The following is a 15,712-nucleotide window of genomic DNA, read 5'->3' as shown; positions in this document are numbered from 1 at the left end:
CAGCCCTACCCCCACCGGCGAACCGGCAGCCGCAGACACCCCGCTACGCGCGCATTACCAAATGATTCTTCGATACCCACTACGCGCGCATCTTCCATGAGTCAACGCGTTGCCTTGACGCTCCGCGAGGGGTTGAGGAACATGGGCGGTATTGGCGCAGCCTGCCCGTCCGAGCTCCCGGCGCCTCCCGACCCACAAGGGACGTGCTGACATGTCGGAGCCCGCCAAACCCGGTTCAGTGAAACTCCTGCCGCCGCTCCGGCGCTTGCTGGTCCTGGCCGCCATCCTCGCTGTGATGCTGACCGGCTGCACCGGATCCCCACCGGCGCCGGTGCAGACCACCCAGGCCGCCGCGAAGTACAGGACCGGTCTGGAGGATTTCAGCAGGCGGATGCTGGACCTCGGGGCTCCGGCCGTCCTGATCGAGGCGCGGATCAACGGCGAAGTCTGGTCACACGCCGGTGGGGTCCGCAGCTCGGGCAGCGCAGCACCGGCTGAAGCCTCGGATTCCACGCACATCGGCAGCGTCACGAAATCCATGGTGGCAGTTTCGGTGCTCAAGCTCGTGGAGGAAGGCCTCGTACAACTGGACGATCCGGTGGCGAACCACCTCCCCGACTTCGACAGTCTGGTGAATCCCCGGGGCGCCGTCACGGTGGCACATCTCCTGCGGCACGAAAGTGGAATCCCCAGCTACGACGAGGAACTCTTCAGCTCCCGGCCCATCCGCCAGGCGTTGACGCAGAAGTTGTCGCTTGGTGAGAGCCTGGCCTTGTCAAGAGCAATGCCATGGGTGCGGACGCCCGGCAGCGGCGCGGACTACTCAAACTCGAACTACCTCGTGCTCGGCCTCCTGCTGGAGCGCCTTCGCGGCCGGCCAGTGGCCGAGATCCTGCGAAACGATGTGTTTGAACCACTGGGAATGAAGGACACGCATTTGACAGGCACCGGCACGCATCCGTCCACCATGATCCACGGCCAACTTGAAGTTGACGGCGAACGGCTGGACTCGGCCTATTTGGGTGCAATCGTCGGCAACCCCGCGGGCGGCGTAGTCTCGACTGTCGGCGACCTGAACACGTTCTACGCCTCGCTCATGGAGGGGCGGCTCCTGAAGCCGGCCACCCTCCAGCAGATGCAGCTGGCCCCTTTCGGCTTCTTCGGAATGGGCCTGCTGCGATGGAAGGACCTCTGCGGTGGCTTCTACTACGGGCACGACGGCGACTGGGCCGGGTACCGGACCATGGTGGTTACCAGCGCGGACGCCAAGCGGCAGGTGGCAATTGCCATTACGTACCCGCCGGAATCGTGGGACCCCGCGGCATACAATCCCGACAATCCAGTCGGACCGGACGCGCTGTACGGGGCCGCGCGGACGGCACTCGATGTCAACTGCTAGTGCGGTGACCGCCGGCATAAGCCGTGGGCTAAAAATGGCGGCCGAACGGCCCTCGGCAACGCCCGCAATCGTAGGTACGGTTGCGTCATGCAAAAGATATCGATTGAGGCTTTGGCCCGCCAGCAGATCACTGCCGCTGTTGCGGCGCCCAGCGGGCGGGCAGCCGATACAGCGTTCGGCGGGCATGAGAAGAGACTGCGCCAGACTGTTATGGCATTCCGTGCCGGCACGCAGCTCAGCGAGCACCAGAACCCGGGCGAGGCCACGGTCTACGTGCTGAAGGGATCGGTCTGGCTGCGGGCTGGCGGGGAGTCGTGGCAGGGCAAGGCAGGGGATCTCCTGATCGTGCCGGACGGGCTGCACAGCCTGGAAGCGGAAGAGGACTCGGCGGTGCTGTTCACGGTGGTCAAGACCGACAGGTAGCGCGGGGCTGGTTAACTGGCAGGTGAGTCGAGAGAAGGAGCACCCATGTCCGGTTTGCCCGCATCACCGAAACTACGGGTGAGTCTGCCCAGTCAGAACCTGGTGGACGCGCTCGAGCCGTCCGCCGGCGTCGAACTCTTCCTGTGGGACCTGACCGGCCCGGCGCCGGCCGACCAGTTCGACATTGTGGTGCCGCCCTACATGGGCGGGGTAGGGGCGCTGGCTGCGCTGGACTCCGTGGACGTCGGCCTGGTGCAGAGCCAGCTGATCGGGTACGACGGCGTCGCGGCGGTTTTGCCTGCGGGGTGCCTTTTCGCCAACGCGGCCGGAGTGCATGAGACGTCGACGGCGGAACTTGCGTTGGGCATGATCATCGCCAGCCAGCGGGGGATCCCGGACTTTGTGCGGCATGCGGCGACGGGGACCTGGGACCACCGCGAGCGCCCCAGCCTGGCCGACAGGCGGGTACTCCTGGTGGGTTATGGGGGAGTGGGGAAGGCGGTTGAGGCCCGGCTGCTGCCGTTCGAGACAGAGGTGACGCGGCTGGCCAGCCGCGGCCGCGACGATGAACGCGGCAGGATCCACGGGATTGATTCCCTGTACGAACAGCTGCCGCTGCACGATATTGTGGTGGTCAGCGTTCCCCTGAGCGAGCAGACCCGGCACCTGGTTGACGCCCGGTTCCTGGCGGCCATGCCGGACGGCGCACTGCTGGTGAACGTGGCCCGCGGGCCGGTGGCGGATACCGAGGCCCTGCTGCGCGAGACGTCGTCCGGCAGGCTCCGGGCCGCCCTGGACGTGACGGACCCGGAACCGCTGCCGCGCGATCATCCGCTGTGGACCGCGCCCGGAGTCCTGATCACCCCGCACGTGGGCGGAGCGAGCTCGGCCATGCTGCCGCGGGTGGCGCGGCTGATCCGGAAGCAGATCGGGTTGCTGCAGGCCGGGCGAGAACCGGTGAACGTGGTGCTGGGCGGGGCCGCCGGGCGGTAGCTGAGGCCGGCGCATTCCGGGGGCGAGCCGTGTCTTTGGCCTTTTCTCCAACGAATTGCGCCTAGCATGACGCTAGTAGGCGCATCCACGATCTCCGAGTTGAAGGCCAGAGGCCCGGAAGCTATCCGTGACTTACGGAATGCGGTCCGATTGACGGGTGCCATGCCGCCCCACTGAATTCCTCACTGATTTCGCAATCCCGAGGAATCGCACAATTTTCGAGGTGCCGGACCTTCATCTTCAAAACACCTAAGGATCCAATGCGCAACCGCTATCTAATCCCTGCCCTGACCGCCGCAACAGCACTTATGCTGTCGGGTTGTGTGGACAACAGCGCCCCGGCGGCGGCGGATAAAGCGTCTTCTTCCGCGGACACCGCAGTCCAGAAGAATGAGGAACTTGCCGCTTTGCTGCCGGAGAAAATGAAATCCGCGGGCGTCCTGAATGTAGGCATGGCCAACAATTACCCGCCCAACGAATTCAAGGATGGCAACGGCGCCCCGGCCGGCTGGTCGGTGGACCTCACTAATGCGTTGGGGGCCTCGCTCGGGCTGAAGGTCAATTTTGATATCGGCACGTTCGACAACATTCTTCCGTCCGTTAAGGCGGGAAAGGACGACATGGGCATGTCGTCGTTCACCGACACGCTGGAACGCGAAAAGCAGGTGGATTTTGTGAACTATTACTCGGCGGGCATCCAGTGGGCGGCGCCGAAGGGCAAGACCGTGGACCCGGACAACGCCTGCGGCCTGAAAGTTGCCGTCCAGGCCACCACCTATGAGGACACCCACGAAGTGCCTGCCAAGTCCAAGGCGTGCACGGACGCGGGCAAACCCGCCATTGAGATCTTCAAGTACGACGCGCAGGACCAGGCCACCAACGCCCTGGTGGTGGGCCAGGTGGACGCCATGAGTGCGGACTCGCCGGTGACCCTGTACGCGATCTCGCAGACGAAGGAAAAGCTGCAGACCGCGGGGGATGCCTTTGAAGTGGCGCCCTACGGGATTCCGGTGGACAAGGGGAGCGCGTTCACCCCGGTGCTGCAGAAGGCGCTGCAGGCCCTGATCGACGACGGCACCTACAACAGGATCCTGTCCAAATGGGGCGTGGAAAGCGGCGGCGTGAAGACGGCGGCGCTCAACGTGGCGTCGTCGGCCAAGTAACCAGCCGTGACTCTTCCCAAACATGCCGCCGTGGCGCGGCCCAACCCCGCAACCGGCGGAACTCAAGCGCAGGGGGACGCCATTGTGGCCGTTCCCCTGCGCCACCCCTGGCGGATCTCAATCGCCGTCGTCCTGGTGTTCCTGCTGGCGCTGTTCATCGTGGATGCTTCGCAGCGGCCCGACTACGGCTGGGCGGAGGTGGGCAAGTACCTCTTCGACCGCCGGATCAGCCAGGCGGCCTGGGTGACCCTGACGCTCACCATCTACGCCATGATGGGCGCCATCGTCCTGGGGCTGCTCCTGGCCATCATGCGGCTCTCGCCGAATCCTGTGGTCAAGAGCATCGCCTGGCTGTATCTGTGGATCTTCCGCGGGACCCCGGTCTACGTCCAGCTGGTGTTCTGGGGCATCGTGGCGCTCATCTACCCCGTGTTCACCATCGGGATACCGTTCATGACACCGTGGATCACCATTCCCAACGACGTGTTCACCAACCTCTACATCACCGCGGTGATCGGACTGGCGCTGAATGAGGCCGCCTACATGTCCGAGATTGTCCGCGCGGGACTGCTGTCCGTGGATGAGGGCCAGGAGGAGGCGTCGACGGCGCTCGCCATGTCATGGGGCCAGACCATGCGGTACGTGGTGGTTCCGCAGGCCATGAAGATCATCATTCCGCCCACGGGCAATGAGGTGATCTCCATGCTCAAGACCACCTCACTCGTAGCGGCCATTCCGCTCAGCATCGACCTCTACGGGGTGTCCCGCGGCATCTCCGCGGTGACCTTCACCCCCGTTCCGCTGCTCATCGTGGCATCGATCTGGTACCTCCTGTTCACGTCTGTCCTGATGGTGGGGCAGCACTTCATCGAGAAGCGTTTCTCACGCGGAACGGGACGGCGGCAGGCGGGACCGGCGTCGGAAAGTGATCCTGGGGCGGCGGCAGTGACTGCTGCGCCACTGGGCAATGATTTGGGAGGCAAAGGATGAGCGCTACTCCGATGGTGACCGCAGACCGGATCTCCAAGAGCTTCGGTTCCAACAACGTGCTGCGCAGCATCAGCCTGGAAGTCCAGGCCGGCGAAGTGCTGTGCATCGTGGGGCCCAGCGGCTCCGGCAAGTCCACGTTCCTCCGCTGTATCAACCACCTTGAAAAGATCGACGCCGGCCGCCTCTTCGTGGAGGGGCAGCTGGTGGGTTACCGGCAAAAGGGCGACAAACTCCATGAGCTCAAGCCCAAGGAAGCAGCGCTCCAGCGCCGCGACATCGGCATGGTGTTCCAGCGGTTTAATCTCTTTCCGCACATGACGGCGCTGGAAAACATCATCCAGGCGCCGATGCGGGTCAAACGCATTCCGAAGGCCAAAGCCACCCTGCGCGCCAGGGAGCTGATGGAGCGCGTCGGGCTGGGGGACAAAGCGGATCACTACCCGGCGCACCTGTCCGGCGGGCAGCAGCAGCGCGTGGCCATCGCCCGGGCGCTGGCCATGGATCCGAAGCTGATGCTCTTCGACGAACCGACCAGTGCCTTGGACCCGGAGCTGGTGGGTGAGGTGCTGGACGTTATGAAGGAGCTGGCCACGAGCGGCATGACCATGATCGTGGTGACGCACGAGATGGGCTTTGCCCGCGAAGTGGCGGACTCCATCGCCTTTATGGACGGCGGCGTGGTGGTCGAGGCGGGCCCGCCCCGTGAGCTGCTGGGCAATCCCCAGCAGGACCGGACCAAGGCGTTCCTCTCAAAGGTGCTGTGAGGGACAGGCGGTAGGCGACGCCGTCGTCGATCCGCTCAGCCGTCGAACAGGCCCCTCACGTCATCCGCCGTCAGTGCTGAGGCAAACATCGCGTCGTCGTCCAGGACGGCGGTGAACAGCTTGGCCTTTCGTTCCTTGAGCGCCATGACTTTCTCCTCGATGGTGTCCTTGGCCACCAGCCGGTAGACCATGACGTTCCGGTTCTGGCCGATCCTGTGCGTGCGGTCAACGGCCTGCGCCTCTGACGCAGGATTCCACCAGGGGTCCAGCAGGAATACGTAGTCCGCCTCAGTCAGGTTCAGGCCGAATCCGCCTGCTTTGAGGCTGATGAGGAACACCGGTGCGCTTCCGGACTTGAACTGATCGATCACCTCGCCGCGCCGGCGGGTCTTGCCGTCCAGGTAGGCGTACTGGATGCCTTCAGCGTCGAGCCGTGCCGCGGCCTTGCCCAGGAAGCCGGTGAACTGGCTGAAGATCAGGGCGCGGTGTCCCTCGGATACGATGTCGCCGAGTTGCTCCAGCAGGGCATCAAGTTTGCTGGACGGGACGGACGCGTATTTCTCGTCGACCAGGGACGCGTCCAGGCTGAGCCTCCGGAGCATGGTGAGGGACTTGAAGATCGCGAAGCGGTTCTTGTTCATATCATCAAGCAACCCCAGGACTTTTTGCCGTTCGCGCTGCAGGTGCCGCTGGTAAATGGTGCGGTGCCGCGGCGCCAAATCCAGCTCCAGCACCTGTTCCTGCTTGGCGGGAAGATCCTTGGCCACAAGGTCCTTGGTGCGGCGCATCATCAGAGGCCGGATCCGGCGCCGCAATTGCGCCAATCTCTCCGCGTCCCCGTCTTTCTCCACCGGTTTCTGGTAGTAGTCCGCGAAGTTCTTCGACGACGGGAACAGCCCGGGAGCGGTGATGGCGAACATGGACCACAACTCCATCAGGTTGTTCTCCATGGGCGTGCCAGTAATTGCGAGCTTGAACGGGGCGGGGAAACGGCGCGCATTCTGGCTTGCCTTCGTAGCCGGATTCTTCACAAACTGCGCCTCGTCCAGCAGCAGCCCGGCCCATTCCTGGGCGGCGTAGGCCTCGTAGTCCAGCCGGAACAGTGTGTAGGAGACAATCACGACGTCGGACGCTGCAGCGAGTGCCGCCGGATCCGTTCCGCTGCGCTGCAGCGTGTCGGCAACAGCGGCGACGCGCAGCCCGGGGGCGAACCGTCCGATTTCCGTGGCCCAGTTGGGCACCACGGAGGTAGGGGCGACCACCAGGAAAGGGTGCCGTGCGGTTTGGTCCCGCTCCGGTGCGCCGATGCCGTTTTTCGCGTGGCAGATCAGAGCGATGGCTTGCAGTGTTTTGCCCAGACCCATATCGTCGGCGAGCACGCCGCCCAGGCCCTGCTCCCACAGGAAGGCCAGCCAGTTGAAGCCGTCCTGCTGATAAGGCCGCAACGATGCGACGAGGCCCGCCGGCTGCGGCACGTCCAGCATCTCCGAGAACCGCAGCAGCCCTCCAACGCTGCGCTGCCAGGAATCGGCCCGGTCGGCGGTGGCAGCCAGTTCCTCGAACTCGTCCCAGAGGCCGGCCTGGTACCGGCTGATCCGCAGGGGCCCCTCCTGGTCCTGCAGTGCCCTGGCTTCCTCGATCAGCCGACGCAGCTGGAGGAACTCGGGCTGGTCGAGCCGGAAGTACCTGCCGCTGGCCAGCATCAGGTGTTCATCGCCTGCAGCCAGGGCGCGGAACAGCAGGTCGAAGGGGATGTCTTCCCCGCCCAGGGTGACGGTGACGCCCAAATCAAACCAGTCGCCGTCGTCCGTTCCCTTGGTGCTGACGCTGACCAGCGGACTGTCCGTCAGCTCGCTGTAGTCCGGCGCCGGGCCCGTGATGACTACGCGGACATGCTCGAGCTGTTCCAACAAGGGCAGCGCATCGTTAGTGAACCGGGCGGCGGCCACGCCTCTGAGTAAGGTCGGCTCGGTGCTGCCGGGGTGGCCGGACGGATTGTCCGGGAACTGCTCCTGCCAGGCGGAGGGAAACGGGGCCAGGACTCCGGCCATCTGCGCCAGGAGTTGGTCTTCGAAGGCGTGATTGCGGTATCCGTTGCTGGCGTCGGGCAAGGGCTGGCGGGTGACGGTGCCCGCTGAAGTGTACTCCCAGTGCCATTGAATCTGCAGGGTGGGCGACTCGTGGGTGGCGGTCAGCACCAGCTCCGGCGGCAGGATCTGCGGCAGATCCACTGAGGAATCGCTGGAAACAACATCGGTGGCCTGTGCCAGTTGCGGGAAGCTGGCTCCCAGGAAGGAACTGCGGGCCGACGTCGGAACCAGCAGTTCCGTGCGATGCCGGATCAGCGGCCGGAGGGCCTCCGGGACGGGCGAGACGCTCGGGGCGAGGTGGAAGCCACGCGGTGCCGTGGTGGTGCCCGGACCGGTGGAGGAATCCCACCAGAACACGCCGTGGCCGGGCTGGCCGATCATGCCCATCGCGCGGTGGTCGGGGGAATTGGTACCACCGCTCAGGGCGACGTGCGGGGCCAGCCGCAGCCCGCCGTCGTGATCGCGGAGATCCAGCGAAACGCTGACAGGATCATGAATCACGACGGCGTCGCCGGACTTTGCGGCGACCAGCGCCACTCCGACGTCACGCGCTTCAGCCAGAAGTTGCCAAAGCAGTGGGCTGTTGAATTGGTCCAGGGGAAGGTGTGTGCTGGTTGCCTGAGAGCCTTCGATGGCGTAGACGGCGGCAAAGGTGCGCATCCAGCGGACCTGTTCCGGCCTGAATTCCTCGCGTTGGTAGCCGTAGTAGTGGGAACGTCCGAAGGTGTCCCACCGAAGCTGGCCAGTCACCCACTTGCCCTTGACACCCAGCTTCACCGGCCGGGCCGTCAGGCTGATGGCGGAGGCTGATTGGTTGACCCAGGGATCGTTGAGTCCTTGCTGGGACCAGGTCCGGCCCGGTGCTGTTTCCTGCAGGTCCAACTGCACGCCGAGCTGGAGTGTTGTGGCGGTGATGGGGCCAGGGCCGGAGTTGAAGGCTGTGTTGCGGGGAGTCGGCTGCGGGTGAAGAAGGCTGTCGAGCTGCCGCTGCCAGGGAGCCGGAGCGGTCTTCATTGGCGCAGGGGGCCGCAGCTTGGTCGGGGCGGCGGTCCGGGCAGCCGTGGAGGGGATCGCGATAAGCGGCAATTGCTCCATTGCTGGCCCGCTGCTGATTTCCAGAAGCAGCGCGGCCACGTGCTTGCAGTTGTATGCCATGGGGCAGGAGCAATCGCCCCATTCAAGGCGCAAGCCGTTGATGCCGGTTTTGAATGACGCTTTGGTCCGATAGGGGGCGCCGCGAGCGCCCTGGACCTTGCCTTTCAGCACCAGGTCCTTAGGATTCCACTCGACGCTTAGAACGGCGCCCTTGCGCGCATAGGTGCGGCCGCGGGCCATTGAGGTGGCGCCCACCAAAGAGCTGATCACGGGGTCGGCGAGCTGTGGCGGTTGCGTCAAAGTCACTGGTTAAGGGTACCGGCCGGGTCAAGCTGCTCAGGGTTTCTTCCCGAGCGGTGGACGGTCCAATGGCTAAATTGTACAATTTAGCCATGACTGATGTCAGTGCAACAGTGGCGAGACAGCGGTGGGCTGAAACCCTGGATTCGGCGCGCCGGGAACCTGTCCGCGTCCTGAGCCATGGCAGGGCCGTGGCCGTGGTCATGGATCCGGAATTGGCGGAGCGGGCGCTGCAAGCGTTGGAGGATGCAGAGGACATGGCGGCGGCGGACCGCGCCCTGGCCGCAACGGACGCCGGAGAGCCGACGTACTCGCTGAAGGATGTGGCAGCGGAACTGGGCATTGAACTTGGCGGATAGCCACTATGAAGTCCGGTTATCCAGTGCAGCCCGCAAGCAGCTGCAGAAATTTGATCGACCCGTGCAGGCGATCCTGCTCAACGCCCTCAGCCTGCTTGCTGAGAATCCCCGGCCCCCGGCTGCCAAGTCTTTGGTGGGCAGGCCGGGGCAGTTGCGCGTCAGGGTCCGGGACTACAGAATCATCTATCAAGTCAGGGATCAGGAACTGATCGTGTTTGTGCTCTCGATGGGGCATCGACGCGACATCTATGACAAGTAGCCTGACCGCGACCATGGCTGGCGGGGCAGCCAGGCGGTAGCCGTGGCGGGCTCAGGGATTGCGCTATTGGAGACATTCATTCGAGCTGCGCCATCATGCTTGCTATCTTCAAGCCCGAGGGTGTAGATGGCCCGCGGATCTGGAGTCCTGCGTCACGAGGTACTGCTTGAAGAGCGGTGCCAAAAGTGGCACCATTGGCGTGTGGCTAGTATCTCTAAGATCGAAAAGCAGGCCAGAAGCTCACCCGAAAACGTCTCCTACAGCGACATACTCAAACTTTGCATTCACTATTTTGGGAAGCCGCGGTCGGGTTCAGGCAGCCACAATGCAATCTTAAAAATGCCCTGGGAGGGTGATCCCAGAATCAACCTACAGAACAAGAATGGCAAGGCGGAGCCTTACCAGGTGAAGCAAATCATAGCCGCCATCGATCGGAGCAAGGAGCACTAGATGTCTACTCGAAAAGCAGCCGTGCCGTCCGAGGCTGCACAATACCGTTACTCAGTGCAGTGGTCGCAAGAGGACGAGGAGTTCGTCGCCACTGTCCTTGAGTTCCCATCCTTGTCGTGGCTCGATGAGGATCAATTCGAGGCTCTCCGTGGCCTCGAACGTCTGGTGTCAGATGTCATTGAGGAACTCAGGCAGTCTGGAGAAGCTGTGCCTCTTCCCATTTCCAGCCAGACGTTTAGCGGCAGGCTCAACCTTCGGGTACCCCCTGAGCTCCACCGAAAGCTTGTAATAGAAGCCGCAAACCACGGAGTGCCTCTGAATAAGTACGCAACTGAGCTCTTGACGGCCTAAGGGAGCCCGTCAACGTGGTGTTGGGGCCGCGACGGGCGGCCTGAATTCCGCAGAGGCGTCCGCCCGGGAACTCCAGTAATGTTTCCCGTTCATGCCTAATCCATTCCAGACCTCCACGAATGCGCTCCTCGACACCCGCGTGGCCCGCGTCCTGACGCTTTCGCCGGGCTTTGTGCTGCAGCACGCTCACGGGTGACGGGCCGGAGCGGTTTGCCGATCACGGGCGCGGTCAGCGCATCTCTCCGAGGCCACTGCCGGCACCGATGGTGCGACCACGCCGAGCGAAAGCACCCCCGGCAGGGGAGCAAATAGGGGGTTCGGGCTATGGACCCTTCGGACCGGCATGCCTAGACTGGCCAGACCTCCAACGCCAGGAAAACATCCAGCTGCTCAAGCCACGGGCAGGCCCTGCACCTGGGGGGTTCCATCGCAACACTTCACAACTCACGGCTGCCCCACGAAGGCGTGCCGTGCCGAGAGAGGAGAGCACTGATGACTGGAAACAAAGCCGTTGCTTATAAGGAACCGGGCAAGGTCGAACTGATCGACATCGACTACCCAAGCTTCGAACTCAAGGACGGACCCGGCGTGAATCCGGCGAACGTGGGGCGCACAGTACCCCACGGGGTCATCCTGAAAACCGTTGCCACCAACATCTGCGGTTCGGACCAGCACATGGTCCGCGGACGCACCACCGCCCCCTCGAACCTGGTGCTGGGGCATGAGATCACCGGCGAAGTGGTGGAGCTGGGTCCCGGCGTCGAGTTCATCAAGGTCGGGGACATCTGTTCGGTGCCCTTCAACATCGCCTGCGGCCGCTGCAGGAACTGCAAGGAACGCAAGACCGGGATCTGCCTGAACGTCAATCCGGACCGCCCCGGCAGCGCCTACGGCTACGTGGACATGGGCGGCTGGGTGGGCGGCCAGGCCAACTACGTGCTGGTTCCGTACGCAGACTGGAACCTGCTGAAGTTCCCGGACAAGGACCAGGCCCTGGAAAAGATCATGGACCTGACCATGCTGTCGGACATTTTCCCCACGGGCTTCCACGGCGCCGTGACGGCCGGGGTGGGCGTCGGCTCCACCGTGTATGTGGCCGGCGCCGGGCCTGTTGGCCTCGCAGCGGCCACCAGCGCGCACCTGCTGGGTGCCGCCGTCGTGATTGTGGGGGACTTGAACGCCGACCGGCTGGCGCAGGCGCGCAGCTTTGGGTGCGAAACGATTGACCTCGCGGAGGGTGGCCCCGCGGAGCAGATCGATCAGATCCTGGGCGTCCCGGAAGTGGACTGCGGCGTGGACGCGGTGGGCTTCGAAGCGCGCGGCCACGGCCATGACGCCAAGGAGGCACCTGCCACGGTGCTGAACTCGCTGATGGAAGTCACCGCGGCCGGCGGTGCGCTGGGCATTCCCGGGCTGTACGTCACCGGCGATCCGGGAGGCGTAGACGAAGCTGCCAAGAAGGGTGCGCTGAGCCTGAGCCTGGGCACCGGCTGGGCCAAGTCGCTCAGCTTCACCACCGGACAATGCCCGGTGATGAAGTACAACCGGCAACTGATGATGGCCATCCTGCATGAAAAGGTGAGCATCGCCAAGAACGTGAACGCGAAGGCGATCACCCTGGAGGATGCGCCCAGGGGCTATGCCGAGTTCGACGCCGGAGCGGCCACCAAGTACGTCCTCAACCCGAACGGATACCTCAGCTGAGCGCCTGCCGGGCGGCCGCCGTCGGGAATAACGACGGCGGCCGCTGGTTTGGTGCCTGACCTCAACCGAGCAAGCTGAGGAACGCCGTCGTATCTTCCGCCACTTGTTCCGGGCACTCCCACAGCACCAGATGTGCCACTCCGGGGTACACCTTCAGCCCTGAGCCGGGGATCCGGGTGGCTAGGGTTCCTGGTCGCTGCGTGACAGCAAGCCGTCCTGCGCCCACAGGATCAGCGTGGGCGCGTTGATGGTTCCCGCTTCCTCAACGAACCACTGCGGAGCTTCGTGCAGCAGGGTAAACCAGGACAGGGAATCCCGGACCCAGTCCTCGTCGAGGGGGTCCGTCAGGCGGTCCAATTCGTCGGCGAAGGGGCCCGCCCGTGGAGGCTCAGGGGACAGCCCACCAACACCAGCGCGGCAACCTTTTGTGGATGGGAAATGGCGAGCTGCTGGGCGATGTAGCCGCCGCTGGAGGAGCCGACGACGGCGGCCCTCGGCACGTTGAGGGCGTCCAGGATCGCTGCGGCGTCGCCGGCCTGTTCGGCCAGGGAATACCCGCCCTCCAGTTTTGTCCGCCTCGCCCTGCCCACGGAGGTCCGGCGCGTAGACCCTGAAGCCGGTCAGCCCGGGTATGAGTCCCCGGCGTCGGCATTGGAGTCAGCGACGCGCTGAACGCATTGCAAGCGCTTGCGTTATTGCGGAATGCTTGTCTAGCATAGGTTGCATGGTAGCAAGCGTTGAATCAGTGGCGGAACGTGCTGGGGTCTCCGTATCAACAGTCTCCCGTGCGCTGCGTTCCGTTCCGGGTGTTTCGACGGCAACTCGCAAGCGCGTGCAGAAGGCGGCCGATGAGCTAGGGTATTCGGCATCCCCGGCTGCGTCGCGTCTTGCGACAGGCCGGACGATGACCGTGGGCATCGTGGTACCGGTGCTGGCCAAGTGGTTTTTCGGAAAGGTCATTGGCGAGGCCACGCACACGCTCCGGGAGGCCGGATTCGATGTACTCCTCTACGAGCTCGCCACTGCCGGACAGCGTCAGAGGTTCTTCGGCACCGTGCATTTGCATGGCCGTACGGACGGGGTCATCATCATGGCCCTGCAGCCGAGCAGGGAGGAGCTGGATTCGCTCGCCTCCCAGGGGCAGGCGGTGGCTTTGCTTGGGGCTCAAGCGCAGGGTGCCGGATCGGTGTCTGTGAACAACGTCGGGGCCGGGCGGGCTGCTGTGAGGCACCTGTTGAACCTAGGCCATGAGCAGATAGCGTTCATCGGCATCCGTGATGAGGAGGGCAGCAATTTGGGCGGTGTGCCGCCCTTGGAGCGGCTGGTGGGATACCGGGAGGCTCTGGCCGAGGCCGGACTGACCCTGGACGACGCCCTTGAACAATTCGATGAGAACAGTGTCGCTGGGGGCGCGGCGGCCATGTCCCGGCTGCTTGTCGCTGGACGCGCTCCGACCGCGGCTTTTGTAGCCTCCGATGAGATGGCCTTCGGGGTCCTTAAGGTCCTCCGCCAGGCAGGCCTGGAAGTTCCCCGGGATTTCTCTGTGGTCGGATTCGATAACCACGAGCTCTGCGACGTCGTGGGCCTGACAACGATGGACCACGAGGTGGCCGAACAAGGACAGGACGTCGCCCGGATCCTCCTGGAGGTCATGCATGGAGGGCAAGCGGCCAACCTTGCCCGTCCGGCACGCCTAGTGGTACGGGAGACCACCGCACCGCCCCGCGCCCTGCGCACAACACCTACCTCCCCGGATTCTCAGTATTCCGCCGGACACCCCGGCAAACTCTGAAAGGAAACTTTATGCAGTATCGCAAACTCGGCAACAGCGGCATGTACGTCAGCTCGATCGCGCTGGGCAACTGGGCCACCCACGGCGAAACCGTGGACCAGGATGTTGCCACGGCATGCGTGCGCAAGGCCCTGGACCTTGGCATCACCACTTTCGACACCGCCGACGCCTACGCAGGCACCAAGGCCGAAACGATGCTCGGCGAAGCACTCAAGGGTGTGCGCCGCGAGGGCATCGAGGTCATGACCAAGGCGTTCTTCCCAACCGGCACCGGGAAGAACGACCGTGGCCTGTCCCGCAAGCACGTCATGGAATCCATCAACGGTTCGCTGCGCCGCTTGCAGATGGACTACGTGGACGTCTACCAGGCGCACCGCTATGACTACGAGACCCCGCTCGAGGAGACGATGGGTGCCTTTGCGGATATCGTCCGTGCCGGGAAGGCCCACTACATCGGCGTCTCGGAATGGACCGTGGCGGAGATCCGCGCGGGCGCCGCGTTGGCGGCCGAACTGGGCATCCAGTTCGTCTCCAGCCAGCCGCAGTACAACATGCTGTGGCGCGTGATCGAACCTGAAGTGGTGCCGGTCTGCGAAGAGCTCGGGATCACCCAGGTGTGCTGGTCGCCGCTGGCCCAAGGCGTGCTGAGCGGCAAGTACGGTGCCTCCACCGTACCGGCCGGCAGCCGTTTCACCGCCGACGACGGCGGGCTGAAGACTGAGCACAAGTTCATGCAACCCGAGGTGCTGGAGCGCGTGGAGAAGCTCAAGCCGATTGCCGCGGATCTCGGTGTGCCGCTGGCTACCCTGGCCGTGGCTTGGGTGTTGGCGAACCCCAACGTTTCCGCGGCGATTGTCGGTGCCAGCCGACCTGAGCAGCTCGACGCCACTGTCAAGGCCGCTGACCTCGCGCTGGGCCAGGAGACTCTGGACCGGATTGACGGCGTGCTGGGCGACGTCGTCGAGCGGGATCCAGCCAAGGTGGAGTCCTTCGCAACGCGCGTCTAGCGGCAGCCCGCATGCGGGTACCGTTACGTCCGCTCCAGCGGTGTCCGCCGATCAAGCGTCAGCTTTTCAGCGGATTACCCGGTAGCGCATGGGTAACGAGGCGGGTACCGCTCATTTCCGTCGGTTCAAGCTTGAGGTTCGCGACGCCGTCGAGCAGCCGTTCGCCCGCACCCAGGAGGATGGGCGAGATGTGGAGCCGCAGCTCGTCGATCAGCCCCGCCGATAGGTATTGCTGGACGGTCGTCGCTCCGCCGGCAATGGCCACGTCCTTGCTGCCGGCGACCTTCCGGGCCTGGGCCAGCGCCGATTCGATCCCATCGGTCACGAAGTTGAACGTGGTGCCGCCCTGCATCTCGAGGGGCTCACGTGCATGATGGGCGAGGACGAATACGGGTGCGTGATAAGGCGGCTCCTCACCCCGCCGTTCCTCATCCCACCCAGGATGTGCGCGCGGAAGTAGCTCGACAGCAGCGGGCCAACGCGACGGTTCTGCAGAATCGGATTGAAATGTCGGCCGTGGCGGGGGACTTGCAACAGCACGAGCGCCTGCAGCCATTTGTGTTCGAGTCGGGT

The 15,712-nt window shown here is 64.4% G+C and carries 15 protein-coding genes and 1 pseudogene; 12 read left to right on the top strand and 4 right to left on the bottom strand.

Going from position 1 to position 15,712, the window contains the following annotated elements; genetic code table 11:
• Positions 1 to 211 precede the first annotated feature (211 nt).
• From ACX80V_RS18335 to ACX80V_RS18310, 6 genes are all read left to right on the top strand, one after another.
• Complete coding sequence (locus tag ACX80V_RS18335) at positions 212 to 1,399, top strand: serine hydrolase domain-containing protein (protein WP_485844352.1); 1,188 nt, start codon at positions 212 to 214, stop codon at positions 1,397 to 1,399.
• An 87-nt stretch (positions 1,400 to 1,486) separates the two neighbouring features.
• Complete coding sequence (locus tag ACX80V_RS18330; RefSeq protein ID WP_248762177.1) at positions 1,487 to 1,822, top strand: cupin domain-containing protein; 336 nt, start codon at positions 1,487 to 1,489, stop codon at positions 1,820 to 1,822.
• A 45-nt stretch (positions 1,823 to 1,867) separates the two neighbouring features.
• Entirely contained in the window at positions 1,868 to 2,815 is a 948-nt protein-coding gene (locus ACX80V_RS18325; protein ID WP_485844351.1) for a 2-hydroxyacid dehydrogenase, read from the top strand.
• 260 nt (positions 2,816 to 3,075) lie between these two features.
• Positions 3,076 to 3,978, top strand: coding sequence for an ABC transporter substrate-binding protein (locus tag ACX80V_RS18320; RefSeq protein WP_058929859.1), 903 nt, complete (start codon positions 3,076 to 3,078; stop codon positions 3,976 to 3,978).
• Positions 3,979 to 3,984: 6 nt separating this feature from the next.
• Complete coding sequence (locus tag ACX80V_RS18315) at positions 3,985 to 4,968, top strand: amino acid ABC transporter permease (RefSeq protein ID WP_485844350.1); 984 nt, start codon at positions 3,985 to 3,987, stop codon at positions 4,966 to 4,968.
• Complete coding sequence (locus tag ACX80V_RS18310; RefSeq protein WP_485844349.1) at positions 4,965 to 5,732, top strand: amino acid ABC transporter ATP-binding protein; 768 nt, start codon at positions 4,965 to 4,967, stop codon at positions 5,730 to 5,732. The genes ACX80V_RS18315 and ACX80V_RS18310 overlap by 4 nt, the downstream gene beginning before the upstream one ends.
• A 35-nt stretch (positions 5,733 to 5,767) precedes the next feature.
• Here ACX80V_RS18310 and ACX80V_RS18305 read toward each other — a convergent pair whose 3' ends face one another.
• The gene (locus tag ACX80V_RS18305; RefSeq protein WP_485844348.1) at positions 5,768 to 9,223 is read right to left on the bottom strand and encodes a DEAD/DEAH box helicase; all 3,456 of its coding nucleotides are present in this window, start codon (positions 9,221 to 9,223) and stop codon (positions 5,768 to 5,770) included.
• 86 nt (positions 9,224 to 9,309) lie between these two features.
• Between ACX80V_RS18305 and ACX80V_RS18300 the strand changes: the two genes are divergently transcribed.
• From ACX80V_RS18300 to fdhA, 4 genes are all read left to right on the top strand, one after another.
• Positions 9,310 to 9,576, top strand: coding sequence for a type II toxin-antitoxin system Phd/YefM family antitoxin (locus ACX80V_RS18300; RefSeq protein ID WP_485844347.1), 267 nt, complete (start codon positions 9,310 to 9,312; stop codon positions 9,574 to 9,576).
• On the top strand, positions 9,539 to 9,835 hold the full coding sequence (locus tag ACX80V_RS18295; RefSeq protein ID WP_485844346.1) for a type II toxin-antitoxin system RelE family toxin: 297 nt from the start codon (positions 9,539 to 9,541) through the stop codon (positions 9,833 to 9,835). The genes ACX80V_RS18300 and ACX80V_RS18295 overlap by 38 nt, the downstream gene beginning before the upstream one ends.
• Positions 9,836 to 10,285: 450 nt before the next feature.
• Entirely contained in the window at positions 10,286 to 10,636 is a 351-nt protein-coding gene (locus ACX80V_RS18290) for a type II toxin-antitoxin system HicB family antitoxin (protein WP_485844345.1), read from the top strand.
• Positions 10,637 to 11,128: 492 nt separating this feature from the next.
• Entirely contained in the window at positions 11,129 to 12,340 is a 1,212-nt protein-coding gene (gene fdhA, locus ACX80V_RS18285; protein WP_485844344.1) for a formaldehyde dehydrogenase, glutathione-independent, read from the top strand.
• Between the two features lie 180 nt (positions 12,341 to 12,520).
• Here the strand turns inward: fdhA and ACX80V_RS18280 are convergent, their stop codons facing one another.
• Positions 12,521 to 12,697 (bottom strand): hypothetical protein, encoded by a 177-nt coding sequence (locus tag ACX80V_RS18280; RefSeq protein WP_485844343.1) that lies wholly within the window; start codon positions 12,695 to 12,697, stop codon positions 12,521 to 12,523.
• Positions 12,685 to 12,930, bottom strand: a complete 246-nt coding sequence (locus ACX80V_RS18275) for an alpha/beta fold hydrolase (protein WP_485844342.1) — start codon at positions 12,928 to 12,930, stop codon at positions 12,685 to 12,687. The genes ACX80V_RS18280 and ACX80V_RS18275 overlap by 13 nt, the downstream gene beginning before the upstream one ends.
• A gap of 134 nt (positions 12,931 to 13,064) precedes the next feature.
• Here ACX80V_RS18275 and ACX80V_RS18270 point away from each other — a divergent pair, with 134 nt between their 5' ends.
• Together ACX80V_RS18270 and ACX80V_RS18265 are read left to right on the top strand one after the other, a co-directional pair.
• Positions 13,065 to 14,132 (top strand): LacI family DNA-binding transcriptional regulator, encoded by a 1,068-nt coding sequence (locus ACX80V_RS18270; protein ID WP_485844341.1) that lies wholly within the window; start codon positions 13,065 to 13,067, stop codon positions 14,130 to 14,132.
• A gap of 11 nt (positions 14,133 to 14,143) precedes the next feature.
• Positions 14,144 to 15,139 (top strand): aldo/keto reductase family protein, encoded by a 996-nt coding sequence (locus ACX80V_RS18265; RefSeq protein WP_485844340.1) that lies wholly within the window; start codon positions 14,144 to 14,146, stop codon positions 15,137 to 15,139.
• A 66-nt stretch (positions 15,140 to 15,205) separates the two neighbouring features.
• Here the strand turns inward: ACX80V_RS18265 and ACX80V_RS18260 are convergent.
• Positions 15,206 to 15,587, bottom strand: a pseudogene (locus tag ACX80V_RS18260) (dihydrofolate reductase family protein); the annotation flags it as partial.
• Between the last annotated feature and the right edge of the window lie 125 nt (positions 15,588 to 15,712).

Source organism: Pseudarthrobacter arbutini (assembly GCF_054510915.1).
This window is presented reverse-complemented; position numbering and strand designations above follow the sequence as displayed.